The organism is Kaarinaea lacus, from assembly GCF_975902315.1.
The window spans coordinates 1-12,274 of sequence record NZ_CDLKIE010000272.1; the positions used below are offsets into that span (position 1 = coordinate 1).

At 44.2% G+C, this 12,274-nt stretch carries 11 protein-coding genes; 2 read left to right on the forward strand and 9 right to left on the reverse strand.

The annotated features are described in order from the left end of the window. On the forward strand, window positions 1–463 hold a 463-nt coding region (locus tag ACWVCM_RS08455), incomplete at its 5' end, for a hypothetical protein (RefSeq protein WP_455201298.1). A 213-nt stretch (window positions 464–676) separates the two neighbouring features. Next, window positions 677–1,588 (forward strand): glycosyltransferase family 2 protein, encoded by a 912-nt coding sequence (locus ACWVCM_RS08460; protein ID WP_455201299.1) that lies wholly within the window; start codon window positions 677–679, stop codon window positions 1,586–1,588. Between the two features lie 63 nt (window positions 1,589–1,651). On the opposite strand, the gene ACWVCM_RS08465 is transcribed toward ACWVCM_RS08460, so the two are convergent. The 9 genes from ACWVCM_RS08465 to ACWVCM_RS08505 all read right to left on the reverse strand — a co-directional run. Then, on the reverse strand, window positions 1,652–2,713 hold the full coding sequence (locus tag ACWVCM_RS08465; RefSeq protein WP_455201300.1) for a hypothetical protein: 1,062 nt from the start codon (window positions 2,711–2,713) through the stop codon (window positions 1,652–1,654). A 139-nt stretch (window positions 2,714–2,852) separates the two neighbouring features. After that, complete coding sequence (locus ACWVCM_RS08470; RefSeq protein ID WP_455201301.1) at window positions 2,853–4,382, reverse strand: O-antigen translocase; 1,530 nt, start codon at window positions 4,380–4,382, stop codon at window positions 2,853–2,855. Window positions 4,383–4,436: 54 nt separating this feature from the next. Beyond that, on the reverse strand, window positions 4,437–5,303 hold the full coding sequence (locus ACWVCM_RS08475) for a sulfotransferase domain-containing protein (RefSeq protein ID WP_455201302.1): 867 nt from the start codon (window positions 5,301–5,303) through the stop codon (window positions 4,437–4,439). 26 nt (window positions 5,304–5,329) lie between these two features. Beyond that, on the reverse strand, window positions 5,330–6,439 hold the full coding sequence (locus tag ACWVCM_RS08480) for a DegT/DnrJ/EryC1/StrS family aminotransferase (protein ID WP_455201303.1): 1,110 nt from the start codon (window positions 6,437–6,439) through the stop codon (window positions 5,330–5,332). After that, complete coding sequence (locus ACWVCM_RS08485) at window positions 6,436–7,350, reverse strand: WxcM-like domain-containing protein (protein WP_455201304.1); 915 nt, start codon at window positions 7,348–7,350, stop codon at window positions 6,436–6,438. Before ACWVCM_RS08485 ends, ACWVCM_RS08480 begins: the two co-directional genes overlap by 4 nt. Window positions 7,351–7,790: 440 nt before the next feature. Then, complete coding sequence (locus ACWVCM_RS08490; RefSeq protein ID WP_455201305.1) at window positions 7,791–8,633, reverse strand: class I SAM-dependent methyltransferase; 843 nt, start codon at window positions 8,631–8,633, stop codon at window positions 7,791–7,793. A 168-nt stretch (window positions 8,634–8,801) separates the two neighbouring features. Further along, on the reverse strand, window positions 8,802–9,917 hold the full coding sequence (locus ACWVCM_RS08495) for a glycosyltransferase (protein ID WP_455201306.1): 1,116 nt from the start codon (window positions 9,915–9,917) through the stop codon (window positions 8,802–8,804). Further along, on the reverse strand, window positions 9,918–11,009 hold the full coding sequence (locus ACWVCM_RS08500) for a glycosyltransferase family 4 protein (RefSeq protein ID WP_455201307.1): 1,092 nt from the start codon (window positions 11,007–11,009) through the stop codon (window positions 9,918–9,920). It lies immediately after the preceding gene. Next, on the reverse strand, window positions 11,009–12,274 hold a 1,266-nt coding region (locus tag ACWVCM_RS08505), incomplete at its 5' end, for an asparagine synthetase B family protein (RefSeq protein ID WP_455201308.1). The genes ACWVCM_RS08505 and ACWVCM_RS08500, both read right to left, overlap by 1 nt.

Here is a 12,274-nt window from a genome sequence, read left to right on the forward strand (position 1 = left end):
ACCCACTGCCAGACATTCGGATGGAATATTACCCATAACAAAAACACTGGTTGATAGTATCGTTAATAAAAAGTGCAGCAACTATGACATACATGACGCGATATCGTTAATTACTCATCTTGAAAAGATTCCAAAATTGCAAAAGCATAGTCGAATTTATGCCAAACTTTTATTTCTAAAGTCAGACTTACATGTACTGGTTGGCCAGCTAAGTCCGGCGATTGATTTACTCGATACAGTCTATAAACACCAACCACTACCCACCGCCCCCATCAGGCAAGCTTCCCTTCTTGCGTCTGCCGGATTATATAACGACGCCTTGCAGTACCTCGAAAAAGCCAAAACAGCCGCAAAAACAAAAAAGCTTTTGGTTCCTTCTGAACTTCCCAAAATTATTGAATTTGAGGCAAAAATCAGAAATATGGCTAAAATAGATAAGGACGCGCGTAATAATGGCGTGTAGTTTGCAATAACTGTTTGATATGTAGCTACTCGACAGGTAGTTACCTTGCGCCAGAGTGACTTAGCATTTAAAACTTGTTGTTTAATACTTTGAACATAGTTACCTGGCACTTTGCATCAGACGTTAAATCTAGATTCGCATAAACAGTGTGCGGCTAGCTTTTAATAGATTGAATTACTGCTTGTTAATTAATCAACATCACGCATAACAACCATGTCTCAAAACGTCGAAAATACCAGGCAGTCTGTAAGCATTGTGATACCTGCTAAAAATGAAGCAGACAACCTGAAATCGCTACTACCCAAACTCATTGAAGTAATGCCGAACGCAGAAATTATTGTTATTAATGATGGTTCCGATGATGATACGGCTGCAATATGTGCGCAAAATAACATTCAGGTTATATCCCATCCGTATTCCATGGGTAATGGCGCTTCCATTAAAACCGGAGCCAGAATAGCCAACGGAGACATTTTGGTGTTCATGGATGGCGATGGGCAACATGCTCCAGAAGACATACCCAAATTACTTGAAAAAATTGATGAAGGTTATGAGCTGGTCATTGGTGCACGGGAAATAGATACCCATGCCTCCCTGTTGCGCCGTGTGGGGAACAGTTTTTATAACAAGCTGGCATCAATAATGACGGGCAATAAAATTCTGGACCTGACATCGGGATTTCGCGCCACACGAAGCAGACATTTCAGGAAGTTTCTGTATTTGTTACCCAATGGATTTTCTTACCCAACGACAAGTACCATGGCGTTTTTCAGATCCGGCTTGCCGGTTACCTTTGTTCCAATCAAAGCCGCAAAACGACTGGGTAAAAGTAACATCAAGTTGATTAAAGACGGCACACGGTTTTTACTCATTATTATTAAAATAGGCTCTTTATACTCCCCCATGCGGTTTTTCCTGCCGATTAGCGCTGCGATATTTGCAGTTGGCCTTTCCTATTACATATACACCTATATCAACTACAAGCAATTTACCAATATGAGCGCACTGTTGTTCACCACCTCAATCCTGGTATTCCTTATTGGGATATTATCAGAACAGATCTCCAGCCTGCATTACAAAGGAGCCGCTGACGACCAACGCAAAACCGCACGAGATGACTCGTAGATTCAACAGCCAGGATAATCCTTTAAGAAATAAAGGCATCGTGGTCGATGCACCCGCTGCCAGTCAGTCACCCCACGTATCCAGATACTGCTGCGCTATCTTTTTGTAATCATGGTATTGCTCGACAAATTTCCTGGACTCCAATCCGAGCTGCGGAATATTTTCCCTGTTATTGATCAGCTCAGATAGCTTGTTAACAATATCATCAACTTCCGGTTTGATATTGACAATCGGGCAGGTTTCCAGTTTTAACGCTTCCATGCACTCTGGTTCGCAGCCGCTCAATACCACCTTACCAAGCGCCATGGAATACAGGGCGTTCAACGCGTAAGAATAGCTATACGCCTGGTCTATCACAATATTAACCCGTTCGATCAATTTCAAATAATCTTTCAGGGGAATTTTTCCCTTAACAACAACTTCCACATCATCGGGGTATTTTTTTTTGATTATCTCCAATGCTTCGCTAATAATATAGGTACCCTTAAATCCCGGTCGAATAATGCCATGAAAAATGACGATCTTGTCGCGAATGATGTTTTCCTGATACTTGACCCTGGATACATTAATGGGAATCGCTATGGTATTTTTTAATTTTTTATGAGACTGGTAGCCCAGAGCGTATTCATACATAATGGGAATTACACCATCTACTTTTTCCAGCAATTTTTCATTCCACCTGCAAATCCGGCGCGACTCCCATACCGCTGGCTTGCCGTTGTTGTCATATTTTTTCCAACTGGCTGTTGGTGAATACCGGAAGGTATTCAACACTTCGTAGTACTTGCAATCATCCCCGGCAACCAGCAAAAATGATTTCTTGCTGCGTTTTACAATCATATTCAACATACAGCTGTTATAAAACCATATCGGCGGGAATATAACGGGGCTAATCAACTGGACCACATCGTAGTTAACGAGTTTTGGTAACAACAGCCATGGCTTAAGAAATCTTATACATCTACCCAGAAGTCCACCGTAGCTGGAACTGAAATTAATATCAGAGCCTATTTTTTTCCACGCATCACCATAGGATGCAGTCGTCACATCGTAGCCCAGCTCCTGGAGGCCTTCCTTAAGATTCTCATGCAAGGAACTGTAATCACCTAATAGCAGAATTTTCATCCTGGAATCCCGCGATCACTTACTATGTTTGTCATTATTTTCTACTCTTCGCAAGCTCTATAAAATATTTTGCATTGCAATCTGCTTATCCGGATTTATTTTATGCGATAATAATACTCACACATTCAGGTATTGACACCTATTCCTGATGTTTTTTACTGATTAAAAAGTTAAGCAGCGGTTTCCCTCGAAACTCTAACTGCAAAATTTTTATATTTGCGCCCGTTAGAGAAACAATTCTTTTCAGTGAAAACCAGCCTGTTACTACCGCTACCAGCACACCCGCCATGGCAGCAATAGTCACCGACCAGATTGATAACCCATATATCAGTGCGCACAAGATAAATATTCCTGCACCGGTCAGGATATTGCGCCAGCCCCACCGATAACCTGTCACCCATTTAACAATCAATGTGTTTAAAATTATGACCAGGGAATAAGCCAGTACATATGCCATGCCCGTTACTGCTAAACCAAGTTTCGGTAAGCCTGTCCAGACCAGAATCAAATAGGCCAGATTCCACACCAACTGGGTTAGAAAGAATAGTCCCCATTTACCTTTGGCGATTAACACAAACCCTAACGGCCAGGCCAATAATTTCAGCGTATCACCCAGAATCAACCAGCGTAATATTTCAACGGAGGACAGGAAATCCGAAGAATACAGCACTCGTATAACCCAGGGCGCCAAAGCCTGCATCACCAGAATCAGGGGGCCCGCCACCAATAAGGCAACTTCTGTTTGTTCGCTAACTATCTTATTCGCTTTTTCGGGATCATGGATAACGCCCGTTAAACGGGGATAATAATCGGCAGTCATTGCGGTAATCACAAATCCCAGGTATGTCAGTGAGATGGCCCAAACAGCCTGGAACTGCCCGCTGGCATCGATTCCCAGCTCAGAGACTATATACGACCTGACTCCCAACCGGGTTGCCTCGGTAATAAATTGGGTAACCATAAAAGTTACCCCCAGAACCAGCATTGTATTCAGATGGGCCTGCCCCTGACCAATCGCTTTTATACCTGCAGAAGGTACTGGCAGCTTACGCATCAGGTAGGCCGCCACCAGGATAGTTGTTGCCGGGCCCGCTATAATGTACCAGACGATGCCACCGTTACCCAGCAACCAGATAATTGCCACACTTATCAGTAGTCCCGCAAACGAACTTATTATGGTGACAAGCGCCATATCGTTTATTCGACGCAGCCCCTGTAACACTGCCATTTGCGCACCAACGACCAGTGTCAACAATACCGCAATTCCGAGATACCCCACATTTTGCGCATAACTGGCGTCATCAAAAACCCAGAGCGCCAGCGTGTCACGAAACAACCACATCATAATCATGCCAAGCAAACCCAGTACAAAACTTGTGTACCAAAGCACGCTTCGAATGACAGCAATAGCGTCAGTATCGCCGTTGGAACTGGCGATCTGCCTTACGCCACTGTTAGCCAGGCCCAATCCGACAAGTGAAGCAACCATGGTCATCAAGGTCTCGTAGAGTCCCAGCAATCCAATCCCCACTGGACCAAGCATCACGGCAACAAACTTGACTTTTACCAGGCCAACAATGACTTTAATTGCCGATGCGCTACCAAATACCGCAGCGGACTGCAAAATTGACCGATGCGAACTGTCACTGCTGTTGTCTGAATCACTCATCTAGTTTCTGAATACTGCTTGCATTGATTGGTGTCCACCCTATAACTGGCTGGCTTATTCCGCATCAGAATAGCGACGATAAAACGCTGTTTCTGTCTGCAGGACTTTACGTAACTGGTTCATTTCTCTTTCAGATAGTTGGGGTGTGGTTATTACATTTGATGCATTGGAGCAACGCTGCCAGAGCTTCTTAGCGACCTCACTTTTCGCCGCAAAATTGATCCAGGCCTGGGGAATACATGATTCCAATGTTGCCGCCCAACCTTTTCGATACACGTGCCGCGCATCGCTGGTTTTATTTAGCACAGTGTTGTTTATTGCATCCAACGGTGATAAGCCTAAAAATTCCAAACATTCATTAACAACCTGAAGAGGAAATCTGGATAAGCTTTCACTGACCACGATTTTTACATTATCTTCGTTAAACAAAGACAACCACATCGGGACATATTTTGAGTATGAACTAAAGGAAAGATATGACATGTAGTTACCGCCACCCGGTATTGGATAATCCGGATCGAAACTGGCACCACTTTCTTCCACTGCCTCAATAATTGACCGGTTCTCGAGGCCCAACTTGTACAACCAGTTATAATGAGAAACCAGCCGCTCGACCGGATCTCGAAGCAACAGGATTATTTTTGGCGCATCGAGGTGCTGCTTGATTCTTTGGGCGGATTTTTCACAAATACAGTAGATGGTGCTCGATTCACCATAGTATCGATGTTGCTGGGCGCAATGACTAAATAAGGAATTGTGATAATTTTCACCCAGCTCCCATTTCTTCGCCACAGCAAAATAATGCGACTCCTTCGGAGACGACATACAAATTTCGGAATGCTGGTTAAGATAACTATGCAGGCTACTGGTGCCTGACTTGGGAAATCCTGGTACCACCAGATTACATAAGTATTCGCTCATAAATTGTTGTATGCATGTAGAGTTAGTCAGCCCGGAAAACTTCGAAGCGCCTCAATCACCAGGTCAATTTTTTCGGGCGAAATATGGGGTCCCATTGGCAAACTTAAAATGGTGTTGGCAATCTCTTCTGCAATTGGAAAAGTACCCCAGTCCTGGTCTTTTATATATGCCTCTGACTTATGCGGTGGCAGGGGGTAATGAATTAGCGTACCTATTCCGGCACTATTTAAGTGCGCCTGTAACTCATCCCGTTTAGGGTGACAGATAGCAAATACGTGCCATACAGGTTCCATGCTGTCAGGCACATATGGCAAAACAAGATTCGCAACCTTTTCCAGTCCAGCTAAGTATTGACTGGCTAAAGCACGCCGCCGACCATTCCATTCGTCGAGTTTTTTTAGTTTTACTCGTAAAAACGCCGCCTGCTGTTCATCCAGGCGGCAATTATAACCTTTCACTTCGTTATAGTTTTTCTCCTTTAACCCGTAATTACGTAATATCCTGACTTTCTCAGCAATACGCGAATCATTAGTCGTCACCGCACCGGCATCGCCAAATGCGCCAAGGTTTTTCGTGGGATAAAAACTGAATGCAGTAACATGACCAATAGATCCTATTACACGATCTTTATATTTTGCGCCATGAGCTTGTGCGGCGTCTTCCACGACAAGCAGGCCATGTCGCGCTGCGATTTCCAGAATGGGATCCATATCGGCTGGCTGGCCATATAAGTGGACGGGCAGAATTGCCTTTGTCTTACCGGTAATCGCTTTCTCAATACTTTGAGGATCTATGTTGCAGGTTTTAATATCCGGTTCGACCGGTACCGGAGTCGCTCCAGTCTGCGACACAGCAAGCCAGGTGGCAATATAAGTATTGGAAGGAACAATCACTTCATCGCCCTCTTTAATACCGACTGCCTGCAAGCCAAGCTTTAATGCATCCAGACCATTTGAAACGCCGACACAGTATTTTGCACCACAATAACTGGCAAACTCTTCTTCGAAAGCTTCAACTTCTTCACCGAGAATATACCAGCCGGATTCCATAAACCGCTGGTAAGCAGCATCCAGCTCATCCTTGAGTTCCCGATAAGTTGCGTGCAAATCAAGAAATGGCACCACTATCCTGGTCATGGCTTTACTTCATTAAGAAATTCTTCATAGTCGCGAATGTAATCATCTGGATCATACTCATGGGAGGCAAACACCATAAGTACCGCGTCGGATGAATATTTATATTGAATCCCCCATGTACGAGGTGGCATGTAAATACCAAGCCATGGTTTATCAAGCAAATATTCTTCACGTGCAGCACCATCATCAACCACAACCGACATTGACCCATTCACGCAGACCAGGAACTGATGGCACTCCTTGTGTGCATGCTCACCACGCACTTTGGCATCGGGAACATTGTAGACAAAGAACACCCTGTTCGGTGTAAACGGCAAGTCGCTTTCCCATTCAGCAGCACAGAGGTCACCACGCATATCTGTGACATGATTTAGTTCGAACAACTGAACACCGTTAACTTTTGATGGCTTTTTATGATTGACGCTGGTTGGCTCTGTTGTGGGCGCAAACCGTTCCGTATCAACGTAGTCTACAATTCTAGCGGGATTACCCACCACGATAGCCCTGGGCGGTACATCCTGTGTGACAACAGCGCCTGCTCCCACCATGGCATTCATTCCCACGGTGACTCCGGGAAGAATGGTTGCGTTCGCGCCAATGGAAGCGCCTTTTCGTATTAGTGATTTTTCATAAGTCTCAGGGTGTTGCTTGCTACGCGGAAATTTGTCGTTGGTAAACGTTACGTTGGGTCCTATAAAAACATCGTCCTCAACAGTAACACCATCCCAAAGCTGCACCCCGGACTTAATCGTTACGCGATCACCGATTGCTACCTTGTTTTCTATAAACACGTTGTTACAAATATTGCAGTCACCACCAATCCTGGCTTCAGGTAGAATGACAACGTATTGCCAAATTCTGGTACCTTTGCCAATGCTCTGGCTCTGAACATCTGATAATGGGTGAATCATCTGGTAACTAGCCCGGGTAGGCGCCTCCGCAATAGGTAGCGTTTGCCAGCAAAATGTGCGGCTACGCCAGACAATTTGAGTAACATATAACTTATTGAATCAAATAATATTATTGTCAATATTTTTTCACCATTCAAGCGCATATCACGAAGTCTTATGCTTTCTTATCTATGCAGATTAAATGCCGAGTGATGACACTGCTGCTTCAGGCGCCGCTGTTTTTCCTGTTTATTATTTCACCACTGCTATCGTGAACCTGGTTTCAGAATTCTGGTCCTGCGAATACAACAATGATTAAAGTGTGAAGAATATCTGTGAGTCGCCCATTACCACTGCTATGCAACTGTTCCGACGAACCGACGAACTATAATGGGTAAGAATATTAAGGCAAATCGGCGTTTTGAGAATTGCCAATCCTTAAACAGCCGATGACATTCATTCTATTCTTTTGTTGGCTTTTTCCTGAAAACGAATTCATTACAGCCTGGGCCATTCCTGGTTAACAATTCGATCAGCTCGAAACCTCTGTCGCGGTAAAATCCAAAAATTTTCCCAGGCTCTGCTACTTCGAACGGGTAACCGCCGATCCAGTCTATCGCATCATAATAGGCGTTCATTCCCCTGGTGTGTGAACTGCGGTATCGATTAAGCGGTGATCGACCATTGACGATATCCGTAAGGAAAGCCCTGGTAGCGGTAATCAGAAAATAGAAATTTCCCATCAAGAACTGAACTGGCCTGGGTGACTTATTATAAATATATTTTATCTTTTTCCATATTCTCGAAATCAGGAACTGGTCGTTGTATATGGTGATAAACAACACGCCATTTGGCGCTATTAGATCGATAACGTTTTCAAACGCCTTCCACATATCACCAGTGTGGTGAAGCACGCCCCAGGAATAGACATAGTCAAACTCACCAAACGTTTTTATCAGGTCATTATTTAGTATCGAGCCTTGTTCAATTCGCCAGTTATCGAAGGGACCATATTTATTGTTCAAATATTTCGCGCAATTAACCGAATTCTCATCATAGTCGATGGACAATACCTGCTTTGCGCCCAGCTTAAGTGCTGCCAGGGAAAATAATCCACTACCGCACCCAACATCAACAAATGTTTTTCCTGCAAGGGACTCCTCGTTTAGCATGTGCTTAAGGGAATCCATGGCGGACTGTAACCTGTCATCAGAAACCAGGCGAACATATTTTTTCCAGTTTTTACCAAATGCAAACCGGAAGTCTGTATCTATTTTATTGATATCATCTAAGTTTGCATTCATCTTGTTAACTCCGTTAAATTTTACTGCCTGTACGAAAAACAGATACACCTATGCAGATAAAGTGCCGTTGCAGATCGAGTGCCGGTACAGACAAAGTGCCGTTACAGACAAAGTGCCAGCGCAGAAAGAGTGCCGGAGAATTACTTTCCATCCCACGCTCGCTCACTGTTAACTTCTTCTACAGTAATTCCTGAAAAGCTCGTTGTATGCCGAAATTAGATTTTCCCTGGAAAACCGCTTGCAGGCCCAATCAGCGATTTTCTTTCTATCAAACTCCGCATCTTTTTCCAGCGCACGCTGTAAACCGTCTGCCAATGAAGACACAGAACAGCTGTCGACTAAAAAGCCTGTCTGGCTCTCTTTAATAATGCCATTTACCCCGGTATATTTTTTAACAGCCAGAACGGGCACGCCTAAACAGAGTGCTTCCAGCATTGCATTAGACAGGCCTTCACATCTTGATGACAGAACAAATAGCCGGGCTTTCCTGACTAGCGCAGAAGGATTCCTGGAATAACCTAACAATTTCACATGCCCTGACAATCCCAGTTGATCGATCAGGTTTTCCAGGATTTTTTTTTGCGGGCCATCCCCGACAATTAACAGCTTACACTCTGGAAATCTGCTATGAATATTTTTAAACGCAGGTATTAAGATATCCAGACCTTTTTCATGCACTAACCTTCCCACTGTAACAATGTAATTTTCCGGTAAAGTGTCCGGCATATCCTGATGCTGATTTAGTATTCGCTCTGGATTAACACCATTATTGATGACGATTATTTTTGATTCCAGATGGGGACAGAGCTCAACAAACTCGTTTTTCATCTCATCGGTTAATACAATGAGCCGGTTTGCCAGCCGATATAAATATTTATAAGCCAGCATCCTGACTAAGGGGTATTTACTGGATATATTGGCTGCATATACCGGGGTTGGTTCCCGAATGATTAAAGCGCAGTTAACTGGCAACAACCATCGAAAAAGAATTAAAATTGTATTGATATCAAAATTCGTGGAAACCAGGCAGCATGGTTTTATCCTGCGAGCTTTCCACAACAGAATCAGTAACCAGGCAAATTTATTTTTTAAAAATAGATTTTTGACATTTTTTGCCACGAGATCTCGCAGGTCACCCCCACGGCGAATCGTCCCTAAATAAACATCGTATCCCTCTGATAGCCCATTTGCGACATTAATAATTATCCTTTCCGCCCCCCCTGCATCGAGTGACGGTAGAACGAATACAACGGAACCCGAACTGTTTGGTTCTTTTGACAACAATCAACCCTCCAGAATCAGGTTTGAAATCTCACTATCCCAGTTGAATAGTAGTTTCTTCGAATAGCGTTCCTGGCTTGTCTGTAGATCATTGAGCAAGCTGGTTTTCGCTATTAATTTTTTAATCTTTTCACTCCAGGCTGCTGCGCTTTCAACTGGCACCAGGGATTCCGCGGGCAATATTTCACTGTGAGCCGGTATGTCGCTGGCCAGAACCGGTATACGATTCGACAAGGCTTCCAATACGGCGTTGGGAGCGCCTTCATACAAGGACGGCATCGCGAGCAAGTCAATGTGGGGCCATATGGATTCCGAATTAACCCATCCCTTGAAATCTAGTTGATGGCTAACACCCAGCCTCTCTGCCAATGTAATCAGCATTTCCCTGTCTGGCCCTATGCCATACAGGTTCAACTTAACCGCCTCTCTGCCGAGATCGTCCAGGCATTTAATCAGGACCTGCTGGTTTTTTGTTTTTTCCAGGATACCGACACAGCCAATGGTTAGTGGTAGTTCATAACTGGCCCTGTCGCTATCTTTAAAAACATCGAGATTGTTTCTAAGCGTACTGTGCCGGGCAGGCTTGCATATTACATGACGGCCCACCACGGTAAGGGTTAATGAATCCGATACACCATATAGCCCAACCCCCTGAATCGCCAATCCTTCAAAAAACTGGTCCAGAAGAATAATCCAGCCGGGTTTCCCTTTAACACGATGACTGGCAATGGCGTCGCCGCGAAGAAACAACGCCAATGGAATCCGTTTTAACAACCTAAGCGGCTGCAGCAAAAATGCATAAGTGGCACCGAAAGCAAAAGAATGAGTAATTCTAAACCTGAACCCTATGTATAAAAGAAATAATGGTGCAAACAGATGAAAACAAATCCAGAATAAAAGATTGTCGGTATAGTTTTTTGGCCATGGGAATCTGTGAAAGTGGCAATTCACATGCTTTATGGGAAACTGTTCAACAGCCAGGTAATGGACTTTCGCACCCTGCTCCAGCAAGGCGTTGATAGCCCGAAAGTAGCGTTTACAGAAACCGCCTGGCTTAGGCCGATAATAGCTGGTTAAAACAATTGCCGTTGACATTAGCTTTTCCATAGCAAATAGGCATAGATCGCCCACAAGCGGTTACCATGATCCCTGTTTCCTGATTTGTGCTGAGTCAACAGGTTTGCGATGAATTCCCTGTTCATACCTATTTGGGATTTTTCAACCAGCGACAACAGTTCATCGCCCATGCTTTCCCTGAACCATCGATGAATTGGCACGGCAAATCCCTGCTTTCTCCGATTCCAGATATCATCTGGCAATAAATCCTGAAAAGTATATTTTAAAAATGATTTACCAATCCCCAAATGCCGATGCCAATCCAGGGGCAAGCTGTAAGCAAGCTCAATAATACTGCTGTCCAAAAACGGCGCCCTGGCTTCGATAGAACTTGCCATGGACGCCCTGTCTACCTTTAACAAAATATCCTGTGGTAAATAGATCAACGAATCCGCATACATCATTTTATATATGTCATCAGCAGTCTCGACTTTACCCAGATCAGGTGGTTGATGACCTCTATCAAACAGATCGGGTGCGAACTGGCGAAAGTTATCATCCGAATACATTACTGGTGCAATATAGGGTGTTTCGCTGGTTTGCCGGTCGACCACATCAAGAAACAGGTGTGCCTTTTTTAATACGCTCCTGCTATGGTGCGCCATGGGTTCAGGCAATTTCCGAATGATGCTTTTGATACCTTTGCGCAGAGGTTTCGGTACCCGCGAGTACCAACGCAGAATATTGCGTGCCATGTAACGCTGATAACCACTAAACAGCTCATCTCCGCCATCGCCTGATAAAACAACTTTTACATGCTCTGATGCCAGCCTGGATACGAACGCTGTCGGCAATACTGAAGAGTCGAAAAACGGTTGCCCAATATGATTCATCAGCAAGCTTTTTAAAGCCGGGGCATCGTCTACATTAACGCATTTTTCGTAATGATCCGTCTGACAATCTTTTGCAATTATATTGGCAAAATTTCTTTCATCGTAAGCCGCCTCATCAAAACCAATGGTAAAAGTTTTTGGGTGAATACCGCATATTTTCGTTAACACGCTAACCACGAGTGATGAATCAATGCCTCCCGATAAAAACGCCCCTACCTCTACATCAGCTACCATGCGTTTTTTCACCGCTTCAACAAAGCGGGTTCTTAACTCGTTCTTCGCATCTTCCTTGGCTCCCTGGTAGTTACTGAATGGTAATTCCCAGTATTGGTACCTGTTAATCGGCTTGCTGGACGACCAGGTATAAACATGACCAGGCAACACTTCGAATACATTCCTGTATGCAGTAAA

Coding starts and splice junctions, on each gene's coding strand:
- ACWVCM_RS08480 (WP_455201303.1), bottom strand. CDS start 6,439: ATGACCAGGATAGTGGTGCCATTTCTTGATTTGCACGCAACTTATCGG.
- ACWVCM_RS08485 (WP_455201304.1), bottom strand. CDS start 7,350: ATGATTCACCCATTATCAGATGTTCAGAGCCAGAGCATTGGCAAAGGT.
- ACWVCM_RS08490 (WP_455201305.1), bottom strand. CDS start 8,633: ATGAATGCAAACTTAGATGATATCAATAAAATAGATACAGACTTCCGG.
- ACWVCM_RS08460 (WP_455201299.1), top strand. CDS start 677: ATGTCTCAAAACGTCGAAAATACCAGGCAGTCTGTAAGCATTGTGATA.
- ACWVCM_RS08475 (WP_455201302.1), bottom strand. CDS start 5,303: ATGAGCGAATACTTATGTAATCTGGTGGTACCAGGATTTCCCAAGTCA.
- ACWVCM_RS08470 (WP_455201301.1), bottom strand. CDS start 4,382: ATGAGTGATTCAGACAACAGCAGTGACAGTTCGCATCGGTCAATTTTG.
- ACWVCM_RS08500 (WP_455201307.1), bottom strand. CDS start 11,009: ATGTCAACGGCAATTGTTTTAACCAGCTATTATCGGCCTAAGCCAGGC.
- ACWVCM_RS08465 (WP_455201300.1), bottom strand. CDS start 2,713: ATGAAAATTCTGCTATTAGGTGATTACAGTTCCTTGCATGAGAATCTT.